The following is a 19902-nucleotide window of genomic DNA, read 5'->3' as shown; positions in this document are numbered from 1 at the left end:
CGTCGACGAACTCGACCTGCTGCAGCAGGGCACCCGCAAGGAACTCGACCGGCTCGACGAGGTGTGGTCGCCGCTGGTGCCCCGGATCGTCGGCTGGCTGGACGGCGCCCGGCGGGTGGCCGGGCAGGTCGGCGCCCTGCGCACCGTGAAGCGCGCCGAGGACTGGCTCAAGGCCGCGACCGCCGGACTGCGCGGCGAACGGATGGCGCCGCTGGAGACGACCGCCCGCTGGGTCTGGCACACACTGCGCCAGCAGAGCAATGTGGAACTGGGCGCGATTCGGTTACAGGGCAACGCCGGAACCGCGCGTCGGGTGCTGCTCGATGTCACCGTCGACGAGGTCGATGGCGCCGCACTCGGGGTGATGAGCCAGGGCGAGCTGCATGCGCTCGGGTTGTCGCTGTTCCTGCCGCGGGCCACCGTGGAGCAGAGCCCGTTCCGGTTCGTGATGATCGACGACCCGGTGCAGGCGATGGATCCGGCGAAGGTGGACGGGCTGGCCAGGGTGCTGGCCATGGTCGCGTGGACGCGTCAGGTGATCGTGTTCACCCACGACGAGCGGCTGGCCGAGGCGGTTCGGCGGATGCAGCTGGACGCCTGTGTGCTCGAGGTGCAGCGGCGCGAGCGGTCGGTGGTGGAGGTGCGGATGTCCAGCGACCCGGTGCGCCGCTATCTCGACGACGCACGCTCGCTGGCCCGGACCCCGCAGCTGCCGCAGACGATCGCCGACGAACTTGTTGCCACCTGCTGCCGCTCCGCGGTAGAGGCCGCGAGCCTGGCGCGGGCTCGCCGAAACCTGATGGCCGAGGGCATGGACCACCGCGAGGTGGAGCGCTATATCGAGGGCGCGCAGACCACCCGCGCGATGGTCGCCCTCGCGGTGATGGGCGTCTCCGGCCGCGTCGACGATCTGAACAAACACCTTGCGCGCGAAGGCAAATGGGTGGTGGACGCACTGCGTGACGCGACCGCCGCTGCGCACGTGCCGATCGGCCGCAGCATGCGCGAACTGATCACCGACACCGAGAAGTTCGTCACCTGGTTGCGCAAATGAGCGACCCCGAAGCCCGCACCCCTTCTCGGGGTTCGCACCGGTTCCGGGTACCCGCAGTGGGTGCGAAGGAGTGCGAGATTGCGCCGCGCGACGGCGGGGCTGGCCGATGAGTGCGCAGCACCGGCCGCGGCGCGGGGCGGGGCGGGCGCGTGGTTCCAGCGGCAGGCCGAGGGCGGCGCGGCCGCGACCCACGGTGGCCGAACGGTTCGACGCGGTGGACAGGTTGCTCGACGGATCGGTGACCGATGCCGACGGGCTGTGGTCGCGCGCGACCGTCTGGATTCTGCGGCTGGCCCTCGAACAGTGCGTCGACGAACTGTGGGCGCGGGTTGCGCCGGAATTGATGCGCTGCCCAATGCGCGCGCAGCTCTTGGCTTTACGCGTCTTCGCGGGTCCGGACACCGCAGCGCAGGTCGCGACGGTATGGGCAGCGCTGTCGCGGGCCGCCCATCATTACGATTACGAGCTCGCGCCGAGCGTCACCGAACTGCGCCGTTGGCGCGAGCAGACCGCGGCGATTGCAACGGCGCTGGCGCGTACGGAAGTTCGATGACGGCCCGGACGACGGGCGCTCAGCCCAGCGGTCCGAACAAACTGATGATGCCGCTCAGTAGTGAAAAGCTTGCGGCGGCAAGGGCCGAACCGGTGCTCTGCGACACGGCCTTGGCGCGCTGGATGATTCGGGACACCCCGCCGTTGCCGCCGGTATTGCGGTAACCGCGCGCTATTCGACGGGTCGGGTTCGACTCAGCCGGGGGTCACCGGTAGCCGCCGCGGTCCGCTGATGACATGGTCGATCATGCCGTACGCCTTGGCCTGCTGCGCGGTGAACAACCGGTCGCGGTCCCAGTCGACGAGGATCGTGTCGTAGCTCTGGCCGGTGTGCTGGGAGATCAACTCGGCCATCTCCTTCTTCGTGTGCGCGGCCTGCTCGGCCATGATCATGATGTCGGCCGCGGAACCACCGATGCCGCCGGAGGGCTGATGCATGATGATCTTGGTGTGCGCCAAGGCATGACGCTTGCCCTTCGTGCCGCAGGTCAGCAGGAACTGTCCCATCGAGTGGGCGCGGCCGAGCGCGTAGGTGGCGATATCGCAGCCGACATAATTCATGGTGTCGTAGATGGCCATGCCCGCGTCGACCGAGCCGCCGGGGGAGTTGATGTAGAAGCTGATGTCCTGCTCGGAGTCCTCTCCGGCCAGTAACAGCAGCTGGGCGCACAGCCTGTTGGCGATATCGTCGTCGACCTGCTGGCCGAGGAAGATGACGCGGTCGCGCAGGAGTCGTTCGTGGACCGAATCGTCGAAGGTGAGTCCGGTGGTTGCCATAGCCCGAGCGTATTGGGTACTCCATGGTAGCGGAGCCGGAGTTCGCCGTCAGCGAATTCCGCTGTAAGCGAACATGATTGGACGCATTTTCGCACCTCGATCGGGTAAAGGGACAACGGGCTCGAACGCCACATTTCCGCGCTTCCGGCGACCCGACGCCACGTTCGGTTCGGCGCGCTTGCACGATGTAGGAATGGGTGAAGCCAAGGTGTGTCCGTGCCGAAGGGGCGAGCCGTTCGGTGATTGCTGCGGCGCGGTGCTGGCGGGGGAGCGGGCCGCAGCGACGGCCGAGGCGCTGATGCGGTCGCGCTACACCGCGTTCGCGGTCGGCGACACCGATTACCTGCTGCGGTCCTGGCATTCGCGGACCCGGCCGGCGCGGCTCGAGCTCGATCCCGGTCAGCGGTGGCGGTTCCTGGAGATGGTGCGCACCGAATGCGGCGGCCCGTTCGACGACACCGGCACGGTCGAGTTCATCGCCAACTACCGCGCCGCCGGCGAACGCGGATCGCTGCACGAGGTCAGCAGGTTCGTCCGCGAGGACGGCGCCTGGGTCTACCTCGACGGTGTCATCCAACCCTGACCGGTAGCGTGCCCTGCATGCCACGTGTCGCGATCGAATACTGCACACAGTGCCGCTGGCTGCTCCGGGCGAGCTGGATGGCGCAGGAATTATTGAGCACCTTCACCACCGAACTCGGCGAGGTCGCGCTGATCCCCGGATCGGGCGGGGTTTTCCGCATCACCGTGGACGGTGAACAGGTGTGGGAGCGCAAGGCCGACGGCGGTTTCCCCGATATCGCGGTGCTCAAGCAACGGGTGCGCGACCGGGTCGCGCCGGATCGTGATCTCGGCCACGCCGATCAGCGCGGCTGAACCGGACCCGCGACCGGGACCCAGTGAAAGGTAGGTCAGGCGCAGCAGCCGCCACCGCAGCAGCCGCCGCCCGGCGGACGAGGGGCCGCGGCGGGCTGCAGTGTGCCGCCGCCACCCATGCTGACCGTGCCGAACGTGGTCAGCAGCTTGACCGTGTCGTCGTGACCGCTGGGGCAGGTGGCCGGATTCGAGGACTCGGCCATTGGGCGATGCACGTCGAAGATGTCGCCACAGCTGCGGCAACGGAAGCTGTAACTCGGCATCTGGCCAGCGTAGCGTCCCACAACCGTGAGGTGGGTCTTGCCTGCCCCGCTCGCGGCGGGCACGTACTCTCGAACAAGAGATTACGAAGTGCCGTACCCGGCCGGAGCAAACTTGCAGCATACCGACCGGGTCGCGGGCAGGAGGTGCGAAAGATGAGCACTCAGTTCGAGACCGAACCGAGCTCGGAAGTGGGCGGCGCCGAGCCTGTCGCACGGACAACCAATGGGCGGGTTCGAGGTCGCTGGAACGGCCCGGTCGCGGTATGGCGCGGAATCCCCTACGCGGCGGCGCCCGCGGGACCGGATCGCTTCCGCCCGCCGTCGCCACCACAATCGTGGGACGGGATCCGCGACTGCGCCACCTTTGGGGACATCGCCCCGCAGACCAGGGGCAATATGGTTCCCGTCGATTCGGAACTCCGAATGGGCGAGGACTGTCTGTGGGTGAACGTATGGGCGTCGCCACACGCGACCGAGATAGGCGAACCGCGACCGGTGATGGTCTGGCTGCACGGCGGCGCCTACTGCCTCGGCACCGCCGCCCAGGGCATCTACGACGGTCGCAAACTGGCCGAAACCGGTGATGTGGTGGTGGTGGGGGTCAATTACCGGCTCGGCGCCCTCGGCTTCCTCGACCTTTCGTCGCTGTCGGAGGACTTCACACCCAATCTCGGCCTGCACGATCAGATCGCGGCGCTGGAATGGGTGCGCGACAATATCGCCGCGTTCGGCGGTGACCCAGGCAATGTGACGCTGTTCGGGGAATCGTCCGGGGCCGGATGCGTGACGGCGCTGCTGACCTCGCCGCGTTCGGCCGGATTGTTCCACCAGGCGATCGCGGAAAGTCCTCCCGCGACAACCGTATTCGGGCACGAGCGGGCGGCAGGCGTGGCGCGGCGCTTCCTGGAATTACTGGAGCTGCCCGCGACCCGCGCGAGCGAACTGCTCGAATGCCCGATCGACCGCATCGTGTCCGCGGCCGGTGTGCTGCTCGACGAGATCCCGTTGAAGGAGCCGGGCCGGCTTGCCGCGGCGCCCGTCGTCGACGGTGACCTGCTCCCGACCTACCCGATCGACCGTTTCCAGCGCGGCCGCTCGCATCGGGTGCCGCTGATCATCGGCACCAATAAGGACGAGGCGTCTCTGTTCCGGGTATTCCGTTCCCCGATCATGCCGGTCACACCGGACGCGGTGAATGCGATGCTGCGCGACGTGGCCGCCAACCATCCCGAACTCTCGCACGAGCGGATCGCCGAAATCACCTCCGCTTACCCGGATCTCGACAAGACTCGCGGCGCGCTGGCCATGTCGACCGATGCGGCATTCCGGATGCCCGCGCACTGGGTGGCCGACGCGCACGCCGGTCACTCACCGACCTGGATGTACCGCTTTGACCACGCCACCCCGATGCTGAAAGCCGCCCGCGTCGGCGCCGGTCACGCCACCGAATTGCCTTACGTATTCGGCAATTTCGGGACGTTCAACCACGACCCGACCTTCTGGCTCGGCGGCCGCAAGGTCGCCACCGAGGTATCCGGCCGCATGATGCGTCGCTGGCTGGCCTTCGCCACCCACGGGGTGCCCGCGGCCATCGACGGCTCGAAACACTGGCCACCCTACCGTCCGGCCGACCGCGCCACGTTGCTGATCGATGCCATCGACCGGGTCATCGACAATCCGGACCGCGATCTGCGCACCGCGTGGGGCGAACAGGCGGTCGGCTTCAGCTGACCCGCGCCGCCCCACGCGAGGGCAGAACTACTCTGCCCCGTCCAGATACACCGGCAGCCGGGCGTGCCCGTTGGAGATGAAGCTGCCCACGGTCCCCAACTCGGCCGGGTCCGTGGCGAACCTCAGGTTCGGGAAACGGCCGAACAGCGCGGGAAGCGCGATCGACGCCTCGAGCCGGGCAAGGGGAGCGCCGATGCAGTGGTGGGCGCCGTAGCCGAAGGCCACGTGGTCCTTGTTCGCGCGGTGCACGTCGAACTCGTCGGCCGTCGCGCCGTGCACGTTCGGGTCACGGCTGGCGCCGGCGTACGAGGCCAGGATCGCCTCGCCCTTGGGGATGCGGACACCGGCGATATCGATATCGTCGACGGCATAACGCAACGGCAGATGCGCGACCGGCGCCTCGAAACGCAGCGTTTCCTCAACCAGATCCGACCAGGACACCCGGCCCTCGACCACGTCCGCGCGCTGCTGCGGATGGGTCAGTAGCGCGAAGATCGCCTGGTCGAGCAGGTTGACGGTGGTCTCGTGCCCGGCGTTGATGACGAGCATCAGCGTGTCGACGAGTTCCTTCTCGGTCAGCTGCGAGCCGTCGTCCTCATCACGGGTGGCGATCAACACGCTGGTGACGTCGTCGCCGGGCGTCTGGCGGCGGTAGGCCACGAGTTCGCTGATGAGGCGGAACATCTCGAGGTAGTTGGCCTGCGCCTGCTCCGGGGTGAACGAGGTGTCGAAGAACCCGTCGACGCACGTGTGGATGCCGGGGCCCAGGTGGTCCGGCACACCCATCAGCTCGGTGATGACCTGGATGGGGACCGGATAGGCGTAGTGCTCGCGCAGATCCGCAGCCACACCCCGCGGCGTCGCCGCCAGCTGGTCGAGCAGGTTCGTGGTGATTTCCTCGATGCGCGGACGCAGCGCCGTGGTGCGGCGGTGCGTGAACGCGGGCGAGACCAATTTCCGCAGGCGTCGGTGATCGGTGCCGTAGGCGGTGAACATGTTGTCCACCGCCACCCAGGGGAGCAACGGCCACGCCTCGGTGATCTCGCCGTTCATGAACGCCGCCCAGTGCTGCCGCGGGTCCTTCGAGACCCGGGGGTCGGCCAGCAGACTCCTGAGCGCCACCGCGTCGGTCACCGACCAGGCGGGCACGCCGCCGGGCAACTCGACCAGAGCGACGGGCCCATTCCCGCGGATCCGTGCCGACTCACCTTGAATGTCGGCACCGGTTGTGTCCAGGACTATCGGCTCAAGCTCCATCAGACGCTCCTTACACGATGTTCAATGGAGGGGACTTGGGGAAGGCGACCGGCAGCGCTGCCATCGCCCGGTGGAAGGGACCCGGCCGCCAGACCAGCTCGCCTGGAGGCACCGCCAGTTGCATCTCGGGGAGGGCGTCGAGGAGCTGATCGATGGCGTCCTGCACGACCAGGTACGCCACCGGCTTGGCAGGGCAGGCATGCGGACCGGCGGCCCACGCCAGATGCGAGCGATTGCCGGTGCGGTCGCCACCGCGGATCGCGGGGTCGTTGTTGCAAGCGGCGAGGCTGATGAGGACCGGCTGGTGCGCGGGCAACCAGGTGTTGCCGATCAGGATCGGCTGCTGCGGGTAGCTCATGCAGAAGTTCGCGATCGGCGGGTCGTTGAACAGCACTTCATCGAGCGCGTCGCGGGTCGACAGGCTCCCACCCAGCACGTCGTCGCCGAACCGGTTGTCGGTGAGCATCAGCAGCAGGGTGTTGGTGATGAGGTTCTGTTGCGGTTCGATGCCCGCACCGTAGAAGCTGATCAGCTGGGCGAGCATCTCCGTGTCGTCGAGGTTGGCCGGGTGATGCGCGAGCCGCGAGGTGACGTCGTCGCCGGGCTCGGCGCGGCGCAGCGCAATCAGCTCCATCAACGCCTCACTGAGCGTTTGCATGCCCCAGGCCGCGTTGACCGTGTCGAAGAGCGCGGCCATGCCGGTGGCGACCCGCTGCCCTAGTTCCGCCGAGCAGCCGACCATCTGGTTGAGCACCTCGAACACGAGCGGGAACGCGTACTGGGTGATCAGGTCGGCCGAACCGGTCTCGCAGAAGGTGTTGATCAACGGGATGGCGATCTTCTCGATCGTGGAATGCAGCGTGTGCAGATCGATTCCGTCGATGCTCGCGGTGTACGCCTGCCGATAGCGCAGATGCGCGGCTCCGCTGTTGCGCAGCGCGTTCGGGTGCCACTCCATCATCGGCCGGATCGGCGAGTCTTCGGGAATGGTCTGCTGCCAGGTCCGCGGATCGGCCGGAAAATGGCCGGGGTCGTTGAGGATTCGCAGCGCGGTGTGGTAGCCGACCACCAAAGTGGCGGGCACATCCGGCGCCAACTCCATCGGAACCAGCGAGCCATACTGTCGGCGCATGTCGCGATAGGCGCGATGCGGATCAGCGGCGAACTCCGGAGTGTGCAGCAAGACTCGGGGCCCATCGGTATCGATGGGCGATCCGTGGTGGACGGGGCAGGATCCGGGCGTGGCTGCGTGGGGCGCGGACGACGCTGGGGAGTGAGGCGTGGTCAAAGACGTGACTCCAGACGAGGGAACAGGAATTCGACAAGCGTGAGCGAGCACAGGCACATGCCTCGGTCACGCGACCTAGGCCGTGGGTCCGCGTCGAGGACCGGAACTCTGGTGAGGAAACCTGTCGTCGCACCAGCCGTTCACCTCACAGTCCCTTGCCGGACAGGCGAATTCGACGGTCACCGACCGAACGAGCAGCCCCACCAGTCGCCCAGAACCCGACGACTGCCCCAGACTATCAGTACTGCTACGAAGTCTCTGTCGATCCAGCATCACTGCAGGTTATCGACTCGAGATGCACACGGCTCAGCCCAATATGTTGAGCTGCTGTCGATCACACCTGGGGCCTAGACAGATGTCGGCTCCGGGGTGGGGGTGGACGCGCGACGGCCGAGTCGGACCGGCATGCGCTCGTATCCGTGCAGGGTGAACAGGTTTCGGCGTTGCGGCGGCCCGTCGAGTCGCAGGTCCGGGAACCGGTCGAAGAGGGACTGGAGGGCGTGGGTGGCTTCCATGCGGGCCAGGCTGGCGCCGAGGCAGGCGTGGATGCCACTGCTGAAGGTCAAGTGCTCCTTGGTATTTGGGCGGGCGACGTCGAACCGGTCGGGGGCGGTGAAGACCGCGGGGTCGCGGTTGGCGCCGGCCAGCGACAGGACGACGGTGCTGCCTTCGCGCATCGAGATGCCGTCGAGTTCCACGTCGCACAGCGCGGTCCGTGCCGTGGTCTGCACCGGCGCATCGATCCGCAGCACTTCCTCGATGGCGTTCGGCCACAGCTCCGGCTCGGCGCGCAGCCGATCCAGTTGCTCCGGGTGACCGACCAGCTGGGCAACGCCGTTGCCGATGAGATTGACGGTGGTTTCGAAACCGGCGCCCATCAGCAGGCTGGCGGTGGCCTTGAGCGCGAAGGAATCCAGCTCGCCCGCGGTAACCAGGCTGCTGAGGATGTCATCGCCGGGTGCGCTACGCAGCCGCTCGATGTGATCGTCGAGGTAGGCGTTCATCACCTCCATGGCGCCAACCGCGCGTCGGAATGCCCGCCACGAGATCCCCACGTCGAGCAAAGGTGTCGCTTTGTCGCCCCAGTCCAGAAACAGCTTTCGATCCCGCTCGGGGACTCCGAGCATCTCGGAGATGATGGCGATGGGGACTTGCGCGGCGAACGATTCGATCAGGTCCGCCGAGCCGCCCGAGGGCAGCGCGCCGAGCAGTCCCTCGGTGACCGTCTCGACACGGTCGCGCAACTTGCCGATCGCACGGGGTGTGAAGGCCGAGGAGACCGGGCGGCGCATCGCGGTGTGCTCCGGCGGGTTGATCACCAGCATCGAGGGCGGTTCGACGGGGCTCGGCGGCAACGGGAAACGCGCGGAGACCTTCTGGAACGCCTTGGGGATATTGAAGCTTTCGGTGGTGCGCACCCCGAAGCGGTTGTCCCGCAGGACGGCTCGGCACAGCTCGTGATCGAAGGCGGCCCAGGCGATCGAGGTGCGCAACAACCTGTTCGGCCCGCGTTGCACCTGCTCGCGTAGTTGCTCGATGAGCGGATAGGGATCGGCGAGGCCGCTCGGTCCGCCCATGAGCTGGGCGAACGGATCACCACGCCGGGCCTGGGTTCGCAGGGCCAACCGGGGCGCGCCCTGTACCGACAACCAACGGAACCAATATTGCGGCTTCATTTTCACCAACCCCATCGTTGTGCGATAGCTCCACCGTACGGATTCGTGTGCAGTTGTGGAACGTCCTATGGTCGGATTCTGGGCCTATACCGTGGTAGGAGCCGTCACCGCACGCATGCACCGATTATCCCGCCGCACCCCGTCAACTTTCCGGTGAACGCCGAGATCACCCGGTGTCAGCGCCGTACCGTGACCCGCTCGGATTCCACGCGCCGCTCGAATTCAGCTGGATCGGGATTGACCACCTGCACCAGCGTGGCGCCCGCGGCCAGCACCGAGACGAGTCCGTCGATCAGTTCCGCCGGGGTATCCCACGGTGCGCTCGACAGCACGCGATCGCCTTCGGAAAACCCTTGCCGCATGGCCGATTTCTTGGCCTCGGCGAACACCTCGGACACCGGCATACCGTCCAGCGCGACGCCCGCGCCGCGCGGCAGGAACTGGTCACCGTGCACGCGTACCGAGGTGGCGAAATCGGTGATGCCGATAGGCAGATCGCGCACCGGCATGCCGAACGCGTCCAACGACAGCGCGGCGACCTCGGCGACACCGTCGGTGTCGTCCAGCCGCTGCGCCGTCGCGAGGGCCAGATCGGCATCGGGATCGGGACCGAGCACCACCTCGGTGCCCGCCCACCAGCAGCCGAGCAGCACCGCGGCGGTCTGCCAGTGCGCGGGCAGCAGCACCGCGACTCGGGCGCCCGGACTCAGGCCGAATTCATCGCGAATCAGGTTGGCGGTCTTGGCCGCCCAGTTCGCCAGCGTCAGTCCGGATAGCTCGATCCGGGCGCCGCTGGCATCGTCGTAGTAGGTGACGCGCGGACCCGCAGGGTCGCGTTCGAGGATCGGATCGAGCACCAACTCGGTGAGGGTGAGTGCCTGGTCTTTGTCACGCATCGTTCAGTTCACGCATTTCGGTCCTGTCTGGCCTGCGTCGATCGGTGGGGCGGGCGGTACGGGCGTTGCGGTGGCCGACGACGCCCCGGAGAGGTCGAACGTACTGCTTGCGGCCGAGCCCGGCCCAGAATAGTCGCTCGCCAGAACGACGCTGATCGATTCGGGGGACAATGACGGATCGGCCACCACGGTCAGCCCGCCGAGTGCGCGCGCCACCGCCTTGGCCTTCGGATCCCCGGTGTTCGCGGCCAGTACCCGGCTGCTGGTGACGCTCGGGCCGGTGTAATTGCCGACCAGCCCTTCCCGGAACCCCTTGGCCGTCATCGCCTGCGCCACCTGCCCGGCAAGTCCGGCGATTGCGCTGGCGTTGAACACGCTCACCGTCGCCGTGCTCGGATCGACCGTGGTCTCGGCGGATTGCTCGGAGTCGCCGTTGACCAGCGACGCCACATACTTCTTGACGGCCTTGGGATCCACCCGGACCACAGATTCGCCGTCGCTGGTCGTGCCGTTGAGGTCGGTGACGGGGACGGTCTCGAACTTCACCTGGCCACCCGAAAGATCTTGGAGCTGTTGCAGAAACGCCAGCACGTCCCAATTATCGTCCAACACCACGGTCCGCCCGACCGCATCGCTGAGCTGCTTGAGCTTGCCCGGGTTGGCCAGCGTCTTCGCGGTGAGCACCTGACCGACCAGCTGCGCCATGAAGACCTGCTGGCGCACGATCCGGTCCAGGTCGCCGCGCGGCAGATCGTGGCGCTGGCGCACGAAACTCAGTGCCTGCGGGCCGTCGAGCCGCTGGCGGCCCGCAGGGAAATCCGCACCGGACATCCACTCGTCGACCGGATTGTTCAGACACACCTCGACGCCGCCGACGGCTTCGGTCAGCAGCACGAAGCCCAGCAGACTCACTTCGGCGTAGTGGTCGACGGTGATGCCGGTCAGATTGGCCACCGTCTTGATCAGCGCCTGGCGGCCCGCCTGGGTGGACTGCTTCTCCGCATCGGCCTCGGAAACGCCCTGGTTGATCAGTTTCTGCCGTTGGGTTTCCTTGGTCGCGCCGTAGGCCGAGTTGATCTTGCCCTTGCCGACGCCGGGCATGTCGACGTAGGAGTCGCGGGGAATGGAGATGGCGGTGGCGGAGCGACCGTCGTTCGGAACGCGCATCAGCACGATGGTGTCGGTATTGGTGCCGACCTCGTTGCCCGCGTGCAGCGTGGCGCGTTCGTTCTCGCTCAGCGGGTTTCCGTGCGCGTCGGTGCGGGAGTCCACCCCGACCAGCAGGATGTCGACGGCGCCGTCGCCGCCACCGCCGAGGCCGAGTCCGCCGATGCGCTCGATATTGGAGACGAGCGAATCGACGCTGTGCCAGGCGAAGCCGGTGATGACCAGTGCCAAAACCGCCCCTACCGCGACGAACACCCGCAACGGACCCGCGGTGCCCAGGCCGGGGTCAGCGCCGGATTGCCGTGCTGCCACCGACGCCCTGCCTTTCCTGCCGACCGGCGCACTGCTCGGCTGCGGCAACTCTGCATCCTCTCGACAAAACTCAGGTTTCTTGAAACTCAGCGTTCTTGCAGACAACGCCAGACCACCCCGCGTCCGGTAGCCCCCGTGCCCGTGATCCAAGGCTAACCAATGGTTACCGTGGCAGACCTCAACCGCAGGTGTGACGGCGTGCCAGACTTGCGGCCGTGACCGCAGCGCCGCCGCCCGATACCGCCGCCCCCGGACGCCTGATCGTGACCGGGGCTGGTGGCCAGGTCGGCCGCGAGATCCTCCGCCTAGCGCCCGGCGCCCGTGGCTTCGGCCACCGGGAACTCGACATCACCGATCCGGCCGCGGTGCGCGCGGTCCTCGAACCCGGTGCGGTGGTGCTCAATTGTGCCGCCTACACCGCGGTCGACAAGGCCGAATCCGAACCCGAGGCCGCGTACGCCGGCAACGAGACCGGCCCCGCGGTGCTTGCGGCCGCGTGCGCGTACGTGAGTGCCAGGCTGATCCATCTTTCGACTGATTACGTATTCCCGGGTACCCACTACCGACCGTACGACACCACCGACCCGACCGGGCCCGCAACCGTGTACGGCCGCTCCAAATTGGCGGGGGAACAAGTCGTATCGACGTTGGCTCCGCAGGCGCACGTAGTGCGGACGGCCTGGGTATACGCGGGCGCGGGCAGTGATTTCGTCGCCACCATGCTGCGGCTGGAACGCGAACGCGACACCGTCGATGTGGTCGACGATCAGCTCGGCTCCCCGACCTACGCCGCCGACCTGGCCGCGGGTTTGCTCGAATTGGCGGGCCGCCCGGATGTTCCACGGTTGCTGCACGCCACCAACGCGGGCCAGGCGAGCTGGTTCGAATTGGCGCAAGCGGTATTCGCCGGAATCGGCGCCGACCCCGCCCGCGTTCGCCCGTGTGACTCGACCGCATTTCCGAGACCCGCTCGGCGCCCGGCATATTCGGTGTTGTCCAACGATTCCTGGGTCCGCGCGGGCCTTACCCCACTGCAAGATTGGCGGACCGCACTCCGGGACGCGCTGTCTCGCCTGTCCGACTAGGCTCAACCGTCGTGAGTGAGCGAAGTGAGCGAATCATAGGCACAGTGCCTGCGGGCATGACGGAGCCGAGCGCTGGCGAGGTGCAGTTGTGAGCGCCTCCGATTCCACGGTCCCAAGGGGGCTGGTCATCGTCACGGTGACTTATTCACCGGGCGAGCACCTCGAGCACTTCATCACCACGCTGGCCGATGCCACCGGCGAGAAACCGCAGGTAATTCTTGCCGACAACGGCTCCGTCGACGGTGCGCCTGAACTGGCGGCCGAGGCGAATTCGCATGTGCGACTGCTGCGTACCGGCGGCAATATCGGCTACGGCGGTGCGATCAACCGGGCCGTCGCGGAGATCGATCCGGATGTCGAGTTCGTGGTGATCGCCAACCCCGATGTGCGCTGGGGCGCCGATTCCATCGACGAACTGCTCGCCGCCGCTCAGCGCTGGCCGCGCGCGGGCGCACTCGGACCGAAGGTGCTCGAACCGGATGGCAGCCTCTACCCGTCGGCGCGCTCGGTGCCCGGACTGCTCGACGGTGCTGGGCACGCGATCCTCGGCACGGTGTGGAAGTCGAACCCGTGGACCCGGCGCTACCGGCAGGAGAACGAGGAGATTTCCGAGCGGACCGTCGGCTGGCTGTCGGGGTCCTGCCTGCTGGTGCGGCGCGCGGCCTTCGATGCCATCGACGGCTTCGACTCCCGCTACTTCATGTACATGGAGGACGTCGACTTCGGTGACCGGATGGGCAAGGCGGGTTGGCACAACGTGTTCGTGCCGTCTGCGGAGGTAACCCACGCGAAGGGACACGCCGCGGGACGCCATCCCGAGGTGATGCTGCCCGCGCACCACGCGAGCGCGTACCGTTTCCAGGCCGACCGGCATCCGCACTGGTGGCAGGCCCCTCTACGACTGGCGCTGCGGGCCGGACTTGCGATTCGCTCCCGGATTGCGGTTCGATCTGCGCTGCGTCAACAAGCGCAGGGCTAGCGTCGACACACGCAGGCCACCAGGCACGTCTTGAACAATCCAGTGTGAACAGGGGAGCTCGATGGCAGGAAACGCAGGCACCGACGCCGTGATTCTGGTCGGCGGCCAGGGCACGCGGCTGCGGCCGCTGACCCTCTCGGCGCCCAAGCCGATGCTGCCGACGGCCGGGCTGCCGTTCCTGACGCATCTGCTGGCCCGCATCGCCGAGGCCGGGATCAACCACGTTGTGCTCGGCACCTCGTTCAAGGCGGAGGTGTTCGAGGAGCATTTCGGCGACGGGTCCGAGCTCGGCCTGGAGTTGGAGTACGTCACCGAGACCGAGCCGCTCGGCACTGGCGGCGGCATCCGCAACGTGCTGCCCAAGCTGCGCGCCGACAACATCATGGTGTTCAACGGTGACGTGCTCGGCGGCACCGATCTCGGCGCGATTCTCGACACCCACGAGTCGACCAAGGCCGACGTGACCCTGCACCTGGTCCGCGTCAGCGACCCGCGGGCCTTCGGCTGCGTGCCCACCGATGAAAATGGCCGGGTCACCGCGTTCCTGGAGAAGACCCAGGACCCGCCGACCGACCAGATCAATGCCGGTTGCTACGTCTTCCGCCGCGAATACATCGAGAAGATCGCGGTCGGTCGTCCCGTCTCGGTGGAGCGCGAGGTCTTCCCCGCGCTGCTGGCCGAGGGCGCCCGCGTCCAGGGCCACGTCGACTCCTCCTACTGGCGCGACATGGGCACTCCCGAGGATTTCGTCCGCGGCTCCGCGGACCTGGTCCGCGGCATCGCTCCCTCCCCGGCACTGCCGGGGCAGCGCGGTGAATTCCTGGTTCACCAGGGTGCGGGCGTTGCCCCCGGCGCCCTGCTCATCGGTGGCACCGTGGTCGGCCGCGGCGCGGAGGTCGGCGCGGGCGCTCGTCTCGATGGCGCCGTCCTGTTCGACGGCGCCCGCGTCGAGGCAGGTGCCACCGTCGAACGTTCCATCATCGGTTTCGGTGCCCGCATCGGTCCACGCGCCCTGGTGCGCGACGCGGTGATCGGCGACGGCGCCAACGTGGGCGCCCGCTGCGAACTACTACGCGGCGCCCGCGTCTGGCCCGGCGTCGATATTCCGGATGGCGGCATCCGGTTTTCCACCGATGTTTAGGGGCATAGACGCCTACTGGAACCCGCTCGCCACCCGCAGTCGACTCACCTCACCGTTCGGTACCAGCACCCGAATCGTGTGCACCGGGTTCCACGGCGTGACGCTCGGCTGCTGGCAGGCGGATCGATCTGGCCGGTAACCCGCACCAGCTGATCCGCTTGCCCTTCAACTTCCCCTCGGTCACCGGCTCCAGCCAACCCGGTGGCGGCCCAAGCCATTTCGTCTACCCCAGCCTGAGCTGACCGCGGCCATCAGGCTTTAGGTTTCCACAGGTAGCGGGTCTTGGGGCGGCCCGCTCGGCCGTAGTCCGAGCGGCGGATAACGAGGCCGTCGTCGGCCAGCTTTTCAAGGTAGCGCCACGCGGTAATGCGGGAAACGCCGATGGTGGTCGCGGTGTCGGCGGCGGTCATGCCCTCGGGGGCGTCGCGGACCACTCGGGAGATTTCGTCGAGGGTTTGCGGCGCAACGCCTTTGGGGGCGGTGGCGCGTTGGTCGGAGGTGCGCAGCGCGCTGAGGGCGCGGTCGATGTCGTGCTGGGAGATGGCGGTTTCGCCCGCGGGCAGCGCCGTCCGGAATTCGCGGTAGCGTTCGAGTTTTTCGCGAAAAGCGGCAAAGGTGAACGGTTTCAGCAGATATAGCACCACGCCATGCGAGACGGCCGTGCGCACCATGGCCAGGTCGCGGGCCGAGGTGATGGCGATGACATCGGGGCGCGGCGCCAGGCCGGTTAGCGCCGCCGCGACGTCGAGTCCGCTGGCGTCGGGCAGGCCGATATCCATCAGCACCAGGTCGATCGGCTGGCCTTCGGCGGCCGCGTCTGCGGCGGCCCGCATTGCGTCGCGCCCGGTGTGCGCGATGCCGATCGGGGTGAAACCGGTGATGCGTTCGACGTAGGTGCGGTGTGCCTCGGCGATCAGTGGTTCGTCCTCGACGATCAGGACCCGGATCATTGTGCGTCCTTTCGTGGAATCGTCACCGAGACCGCGCTTTCCGGATCGCGACCGGTCTGGATCACACCGCCGTGGCGCTCGACCAAACGGCGCACCAGCGCCAGACCGAGTCCCTGGTGATCGGCCTTGGTCGAATAGCCGCGTTCGGCAGCACGGGCGAAGGCCTCGGGGGACATGCCCGGACCGCTGTCCGCGACGCGGAGATAGAGCGCGGAACTGTCGTCGACCGGTGTCTGCTGGCGCACGGTCACCTCGACCCAGCCGTCGGTTTCGGCGGCGGCGGCATCTATGGCGTTGTCGATCAGATTGCCGACCAGCGTCACGGTTTCGTGCGCGGACAGCGGCGCGGTCGAGTCGAGCGCGGTGTCCTCGGTGATTGCCAGTTCGATGCTGCGTTCGGCGGCCTGGTTCACCTTGCCGAGCAGCAGCGACGCCAGTGCGGGATCACCGACCGAGGTGAGCAGTCGATCGATGAGTGCTTGGGACAGTTCGAGTTCGGCGGTCGCGAATTCCACGGCTTCGCGGTACCTGCCCAACTCCACCATGGTGACCACGGTGTGTAGCCGATTGGCCGATTCATGCGCCTGCGCGCGCAGCGATTCGGCGAATCCGCGCACCGAATCGAGTTCGCCCATCACAGCACGCAATTCGGTGTGGTCGCGCACGGTCATCACGGTGCCGATCGGTCGTCGCTCCCACTCCACTACATCCTGGTTGACCAGCAGTATCCGATCGGTCGTCACATGCATCTCGTCGCGGACCGGGCCCCAGCTCAGCCGCTGCATCGAAACGGGTAGATCGCTGCGCTGTACCGGGCCGTCGGGCAGGTCGAGCAGTTTGCGCGCCTGGTCGTTGACGACCTCGGCGCGCTCGTCGGACCGACCGAACACGACCAGCCCTTCATGGATGGAGTGCAGCACCGCATCGTGCTGCTCGTACATCGCACGCAATTCATCGGGCGCGAGACCGTGCGTCTGGCGGCGAATCCTTCGACTCAGGAGGAAGGAACCCGCCGCCGCGAGCACCAGACCGGCGGCGGCGATGCCGAGGATCAATGGTAGCTGGGTGGCGACCTGGTCACCGATCCGGGCGCGAGTCACGCCCGCCGACACCAGCGCGACGACCTGCTGGCCGTCGTAGATCGGCGTCACCGCCCGGATCGAGGGTCCGAGACTGCCGGTGAAGGTTTCGGTGAATGTCTCCCCGGCCAGCGCGCGATCGATATCGCCGCTGAAGGGTAGTCCGATCTGCTCGGGATTGGTGTGGGTGTAGCGGGTGCGATCCGGCGCCATCACCACGATGAAGTCCATGGCGGTGTCCTGCCGGATCCGCTCGGTCACCGGTTGCAGCAGGGCCGTGGGATTCGCGGAGTGCACCGCCGCGAGAGTCGAGGGCGCCTGCGCCACGCTGACCGCGACATCGGCGACCTCACGTGTGGCCCGCACGTCGTTGTCGTGGCGCGCGTCCAGCATCGCGAGCACCGCCCCGATGCCGATCATCAGCGCCAGGACCACCAGTTGCAGCACGAACGCCTGCCCCGCCAGCGACAAGCGGCTGCCTCGCCTTCGCTCGGCCCGGCGCAGGGCTGTAGACGGACTGCGTCCGGTCGCGCCCAACGGGCGGCTGCCTCGCCTTCGCTCGGCCCGGCGCAGGACAGTTGACGGACCCCGCCCGGCTGTATCCACTGGGCGACCACGTCTCACAAGCTGTCCTCCGCTAACGCTGCGTTCACTGAAATAAACGCACCAAATCGTGACTGGAGTCACTCCGGCCGCAAACATTCTTCCAAGAGGTGGTAGGTCACCTCACGCCGGTACCACTGAAGAGGACATCACTCGCCATGAGCGATACAACGCGACCGCAGCGGCGCGACCGCACCCATTGGCTATATATAGCCGTCATCATCGCGGTCATCGCGGGAATTCTGGTCGGCTGGCTCGCGCCCAGTGTCGGCCAGGCGATGGGTCCGCTGGGCACCATGTTCGTGAATCTGATCAAGATGATGATCGCGCCCGTCATCTTCTGCACCATCGTGCTCGGTATCGGCTCGGTGCGCGCGGCCGCTACCGTCGGCAAGGTGGGTGGCCTGGCCATCGGGTACTTCATGGTGATGTCGACCGTCGCGCTCGGTATCGGCCTGGTCGTCGGCAATCTGCTGCATCCGGGCACCGGTCTGAATATCGCCAAGACCGCCAAGGCGGGCGCGGAGTACGCGAAGACGGCGCAGAGCGCGGGCGGTACCTGGGACTTCATCCAGGGCATCATTCCGACCACGCTGGTCTCCTCGCTCACCGCGGGCAGTGTGCTGCAGGCGCTGTTCGTCGCGTTGCTTGTCGGATTCGCGGTGCAGGCCATGGGCCGTGCGGGCGAACCGGTCCTGCGCGGGGTGGCGTCGCTGCAGAAGTTGGTGTTCCGGATCCTGTCGATGGTCCTGTGGCTGGCTCCGATCGGCGCGTTCGGCGCGATGGCCAATGTGGTGGGCAGGACCGGGCTCGATGCCGTCGTGAAACTGGCGACGCTGATGATCGCGTTCTACCTGACGTGCCTGGTGTTTATCTTCGGTGTGCTCGGGGTGCTGCTGTGGGCGGTGTCGCGGGTGTCGATCTTCAAGCTGTGCCGCTACCTGACGCGGGAGTATCTGCTGATCGTGGGCACCTCGTCGTCGGAGTCGGCGCTGCCGCGGCTGATCGCGAAGATGGAGCATCTCGGCGTCGAGCGCACCACGGTGGGTGTGGTTGTGCCAGCGGGATATTCGTTCAACCTCGACGGCACAGCCATCTATCTGACTATGGCATCGCTGTTCATCGCCGAGGCGATGGGCAAGCCGCTGAATATCGGCGAGCAGGTCGGGTTGCTGTTGTTCATGATCGTCGCGTCGAAGGGCGCGGCAGGCGTGTCCGGCGCTGGATTGGCAACGCTGGCAGGCGGATTGCAGAGCCATCGCCCCGAACTGCTGGACGGCGTCGGCGTGATCGTGGGCATCGACCGCTTCATGTCCGAGGCCCGCGCTCTCACCAATTTCTCCGGCAACGCAGTCGCCACCGTGCTCGTCGGCACTTGGACCAAGACGATCGACGTCAATCGCGTCCACACCGTGCTCGACCGCAAGTTGCCCTTCGACGAGCGGACCATGGTCGACGATGCCCATAGTCCGCAGCCGCAGCCCGAGCCCGCTACCAAGAACCTGGTCACGGCCTAGCTGCATCCAAACGCGAAGGGGCCCGCAGGATCTGCGGGCCCCTTCGGCGTGTCCGGCGTCAGGAAGTAGGACGCGGGGCCGTGCGGCTTGGTCGCCATGGTCATCTCCGCGTTGTTCGGACGCTCAGTCGAATAGACGAACCCCGCTCGCGAATTCATCGGCGAGCCGGGGTCTATGGTACGGATCACACGGTGGCCGCGGTGATTACGGGCTGGGCGGCGGTCTTGCTCACCACGCTGTGCTCGCCGATCAGCAGCACACCGGTGAGGGCGACGAGGGCTGCGGTGAGGCCGTGGACACCGAAGGCGGTGGCGGTCGAGCCGTTCCAGCTGAGCACGGTCAGCATGTCACCGACCGGGACCAGCGCCAGGACCAGCATCACGATGCCGAGTGCGAACCGCTGCCGGGCCGCGAGCAGGGTCAGGATCAGCACGCCGGACACGGTGTCGCGGACGCCCTTCAGATTCATGAACGCTACGGCGTCGCCCTTCGGCCATTCCGGCAGACCGAATCCGGTGGCGATGGTTTCCGGCGTCAACAGGTAGCTGATGCCGATGTAGAGGATGAACGCCGCGCCGATGAGGGAAAGGACGGTGGCGATGCGCGAGATGTTCTTGATGGTTGCTCCTTGGTGCGGCGGTTAAGGTGCTAATATCTAGCGTTGCTAGGTATGTGAGCAACGATAATAGAGCTTCGATA

At 67.1% G+C, this 19902-nt stretch carries 20 protein-coding genes and 1 pseudogene; 11 read left to right on the top strand and 10 right to left on the bottom strand.

Annotation, left to right across the window (positions count from 1 at the left end; all coding sequences use genetic code 11):
• Positions 1-76 precede the first annotated feature (76 nt).
• From ACV7NQ_RS09990 to ACV7NQ_RS09980, 3 genes are all read left to right on the top strand, one after another.
• On the top strand, positions 77-1054 hold the full coding sequence (locus ACV7NQ_RS09990; RefSeq protein ID WP_463359363.1) for a hypothetical protein: 978 nt from the start codon (positions 77-79) through the stop codon (positions 1052-1054).
• 214 nt (positions 1055-1268) lie between these two features.
• The gene (locus ACV7NQ_RS09985; RefSeq protein ID WP_463365605.1) at positions 1269-1607 is read left to right on the top strand and encodes a hypothetical protein; all 339 of its coding nucleotides are present in this window, start codon (positions 1269-1271) and stop codon (positions 1605-1607) included.
• Positions 1604-1771, top strand: coding sequence for a hypothetical protein (locus ACV7NQ_RS09980; RefSeq protein ID WP_463359362.1), 168 nt, complete (start codon positions 1604-1606; stop codon positions 1769-1771). The genes ACV7NQ_RS09985 and ACV7NQ_RS09980 overlap by 4 nt, the downstream gene beginning before the upstream one ends.
• Before the next feature lie 30 nt (positions 1772-1801).
• Here the strand turns inward: ACV7NQ_RS09980 and ACV7NQ_RS09975 are convergent, their stop codons facing one another.
• A complete protein-coding gene (locus ACV7NQ_RS09975) occupies positions 1802-2383 on the bottom strand; it encodes an ATP-dependent Clp protease proteolytic subunit (RefSeq protein WP_463359361.1) in 582 nt (193 codons plus the stop codon).
• Between the two features lie 193 nt (positions 2384-2576).
• On the opposite strand from ACV7NQ_RS09975, the gene ACV7NQ_RS09970 reads away from it, so the two are divergent.
• The gene (locus tag ACV7NQ_RS09970) at positions 2577-2966 is read left to right on the top strand and encodes a YchJ family protein (RefSeq protein WP_463359360.1); all 390 of its coding nucleotides are present in this window, start codon (positions 2577-2579) and stop codon (positions 2964-2966) included.
• Between the two features lie 17 nt (positions 2967-2983).
• Positions 2984-3259, top strand: a complete 276-nt coding sequence (locus tag ACV7NQ_RS09965; protein ID WP_463359359.1) for an Rdx family protein — start codon at positions 2984-2986, stop codon at positions 3257-3259.
• 35 nt (positions 3260-3294) lie between these two features.
• Here the strand turns inward: ACV7NQ_RS09965 and ACV7NQ_RS09960 are convergent, their stop codons facing one another.
• Complete coding sequence (locus ACV7NQ_RS09960; RefSeq protein ID WP_463359358.1) at positions 3295-3522, bottom strand: FmdB family zinc ribbon protein; 228 nt, start codon at positions 3520-3522, stop codon at positions 3295-3297.
• A 153-nt stretch (positions 3523-3675) separates the two neighbouring features.
• Between ACV7NQ_RS09960 and ACV7NQ_RS09955 the strand changes: the two genes are divergently transcribed.
• The gene (locus ACV7NQ_RS09955; protein ID WP_463359357.1) at positions 3676-5253 is read left to right on the top strand and encodes a carboxylesterase/lipase family protein; all 1578 of its coding nucleotides are present in this window, start codon (positions 3676-3678) and stop codon (positions 5251-5253) included.
• Between the two features lie 27 nt (positions 5254-5280).
• On the opposite strand, the gene ACV7NQ_RS09950 is transcribed toward ACV7NQ_RS09955, so the two are convergent.
• The 5 genes from ACV7NQ_RS09950 to ACV7NQ_RS09930 all read right to left on the bottom strand — a co-directional run bounded on the left by ACV7NQ_RS09950 (position 5281) and on the right by ACV7NQ_RS09930 (position 11849).
• Positions 5281-6510, bottom strand: a complete 1230-nt coding sequence (locus ACV7NQ_RS09950; RefSeq protein WP_463359356.1) for a cytochrome P450 family protein — start codon at positions 6508-6510, stop codon at positions 5281-5283.
• Between the two features lie 10 nt (positions 6511-6520).
• Complete coding sequence (locus tag ACV7NQ_RS09945) at positions 6521-7693, bottom strand: cytochrome P450 family protein (RefSeq protein WP_463359355.1); 1173 nt, start codon at positions 7691-7693, stop codon at positions 6521-6523.
• Between the two features lie 452 nt (positions 7694-8145).
• Positions 8146-9474 (bottom strand): cytochrome P450, encoded by a 1329-nt coding sequence (locus ACV7NQ_RS09940; RefSeq protein WP_463365604.1) that lies wholly within the window; start codon positions 9472-9474, stop codon positions 8146-8148.
• 176 nt (positions 9475-9650) lie between these two features.
• Positions 9651-10370 (bottom strand): TIGR03089 family protein, encoded by a 720-nt coding sequence (locus tag ACV7NQ_RS09935; protein ID WP_463359354.1) that lies wholly within the window; start codon positions 10368-10370, stop codon positions 9651-9653.
• 3 nt (positions 10371-10373) lie between these two features.
• Positions 10374-11849 carry an LCP family protein gene (locus ACV7NQ_RS09930; protein WP_463359353.1) on the bottom strand — a complete coding sequence of 492 codons (1476 nt, stop codon included), beginning with the start codon at positions 11847-11849 and terminating at the stop codon, positions 10374-10376.
• 215 nt (positions 11850-12064) lie between these two features.
• Between ACV7NQ_RS09930 and rfbD the strand changes: the two genes are divergently transcribed.
• The 4 genes and pseudogenes from rfbD to ACV7NQ_RS09910 form a co-directional block, all read left to right on the top strand.
• On the top strand, positions 12065-12934 hold the full coding sequence (gene rfbD / locus ACV7NQ_RS09925) for a dTDP-4-dehydrorhamnose reductase (RefSeq protein ID WP_463359352.1): 870 nt from the start codon (positions 12065-12067) through the stop codon (positions 12932-12934).
• Between the two features lie 88 nt (positions 12935-13022).
• Positions 13023-13913: a glycosyltransferase family 2 protein gene (locus ACV7NQ_RS09920; protein WP_463359351.1), complete on the top strand. Its 891-nt coding sequence runs from the start codon at positions 13023-13025 to the stop codon at positions 13911-13913.
• A gap of 61 nt (positions 13914-13974) precedes the next feature.
• A complete protein-coding gene (manB, locus tag ACV7NQ_RS09915) occupies positions 13975-15054 on the top strand; it encodes a mannose-1-phosphate guanylyltransferase (RefSeq protein WP_463359350.1) in 1080 nt (359 codons plus the stop codon).
• Between the two features lie 13 nt (positions 15055-15067).
• Positions 15068-15296: pseudogene (locus ACV7NQ_RS09910) on the top strand (hypothetical protein); the annotation flags it as partial.
• A 9-nt stretch (positions 15297-15305) separates the two neighbouring features.
• On the opposite strand, the gene ACV7NQ_RS09905 reads toward ACV7NQ_RS09910, so the two are convergent.
• Both ACV7NQ_RS09905 and ACV7NQ_RS09900 read right to left on the bottom strand, forming a co-directional pair.
• Positions 15306-16004 carry a response regulator gene (locus tag ACV7NQ_RS09905; RefSeq protein WP_463359349.1) on the bottom strand — a complete coding sequence of 233 codons (699 nt, stop codon included), beginning with the start codon at positions 16002-16004 and terminating at the stop codon, positions 15306-15308.
• The gene (locus ACV7NQ_RS09900; RefSeq protein ID WP_463359348.1) at positions 16001-17554 is read right to left on the bottom strand and encodes a sensor histidine kinase; all 1554 of its coding nucleotides are present in this window, start codon (positions 17552-17554) and stop codon (positions 16001-16003) included. Before ACV7NQ_RS09900 ends, ACV7NQ_RS09905 begins: the two co-directional genes overlap by 4 nt.
• A 290-nt stretch (positions 17555-17844) precedes the next feature.
• Between ACV7NQ_RS09900 and ACV7NQ_RS09895 the strand changes: the two genes are divergently transcribed.
• Complete coding sequence (locus ACV7NQ_RS09895) at positions 17845-19203, top strand: cation:dicarboxylate symporter family transporter (RefSeq protein WP_463359347.1); 1359 nt, start codon at positions 17845-17847, stop codon at positions 19201-19203.
• Between the two features lie 184 nt (positions 19204-19387).
• Here ACV7NQ_RS09895 and ACV7NQ_RS09890 read toward each other — a convergent pair whose 3' ends face one another.
• The gene (locus ACV7NQ_RS09890) at positions 19388-19768 is read right to left on the bottom strand and encodes a DUF4267 domain-containing protein (RefSeq protein ID WP_463365603.1); all 381 of its coding nucleotides are present in this window, start codon (positions 19766-19768) and stop codon (positions 19388-19390) included.
• Positions 19769-19902 lie beyond the last annotated feature (134 nt).

The sequence above is a fragment of the Nocardia sp. Tas62D01 genome (genome assembly GCF_055232035.1).
The sequence above is the reverse complement of the archived record's forward strand: the minus strand, read 5'-3'. Positions and strand labels throughout refer to the sequence as shown.

Bases quoted from the DNA above. Each gene is read 5' to 3' on its own strand.
- ACV7NQ_RS09980 (WP_463359362.1), top strand. From the start codon at position 1,604: ATGACGGCCCGGACGACGGGCGCTCAGCCCAGCGGTCCGAACAAACTG.
- ACV7NQ_RS09975 (WP_463359361.1), bottom strand. From the start codon at position 2,383: ATGGCAACCACCGGACTCACCTTCGACGATTCGGTCCACGAACGACTC.
- ACV7NQ_RS09970 (WP_463359360.1), top strand. From the start codon at position 2,577: ATGGGTGAAGCCAAGGTGTGTCCGTGCCGAAGGGGCGAGCCGTTCGGT.
- ACV7NQ_RS09965 (WP_463359359.1), top strand. From the start codon at position 2,984: ATGCCACGTGTCGCGATCGAATACTGCACACAGTGCCGCTGGCTGCTC.
- ACV7NQ_RS09960 (WP_463359358.1), bottom strand. From the start codon at position 3,522: ATGCCGAGTTACAGCTTCCGTTGCCGCAGCTGTGGCGACATCTTCGAC.
- ACV7NQ_RS09955 (WP_463359357.1), top strand. From the start codon at position 3,676: ATGAGCACTCAGTTCGAGACCGAACCGAGCTCGGAAGTGGGCGGCGCC.
- ACV7NQ_RS09950 (WP_463359356.1), bottom strand. From the start codon at position 6,510: ATGGAGCTTGAGCCGATAGTCCTGGACACAACCGGTGCCGACATTCAA.
- ACV7NQ_RS09940 (WP_463365604.1), bottom strand. From the start codon at position 9,474: ATGAAGCCGCAATATTGGTTCCGTTGGTTGTCGGTACAGGGCGCGCCC.
- ACV7NQ_RS09935 (WP_463359354.1), bottom strand. From the start codon at position 10,370: ATGCGTGACAAAGACCAGGCACTCACCCTCACCGAGTTGGTGCTCGAT.
- manB (WP_463359350.1), top strand. From the start codon at position 13,975: ATGGCAGGAAACGCAGGCACCGACGCCGTGATTCTGGTCGGCGGCCAG.
- ACV7NQ_RS09905 (WP_463359349.1), bottom strand. From the start codon at position 16,004: ATGATCCGGGTCCTGATCGTCGAGGACGAACCACTGATCGCCGAGGCA.
- ACV7NQ_RS09895 (WP_463359347.1), top strand. From the start codon at position 17,845: ATGAGCGATACAACGCGACCGCAGCGGCGCGACCGCACCCATTGGCTA.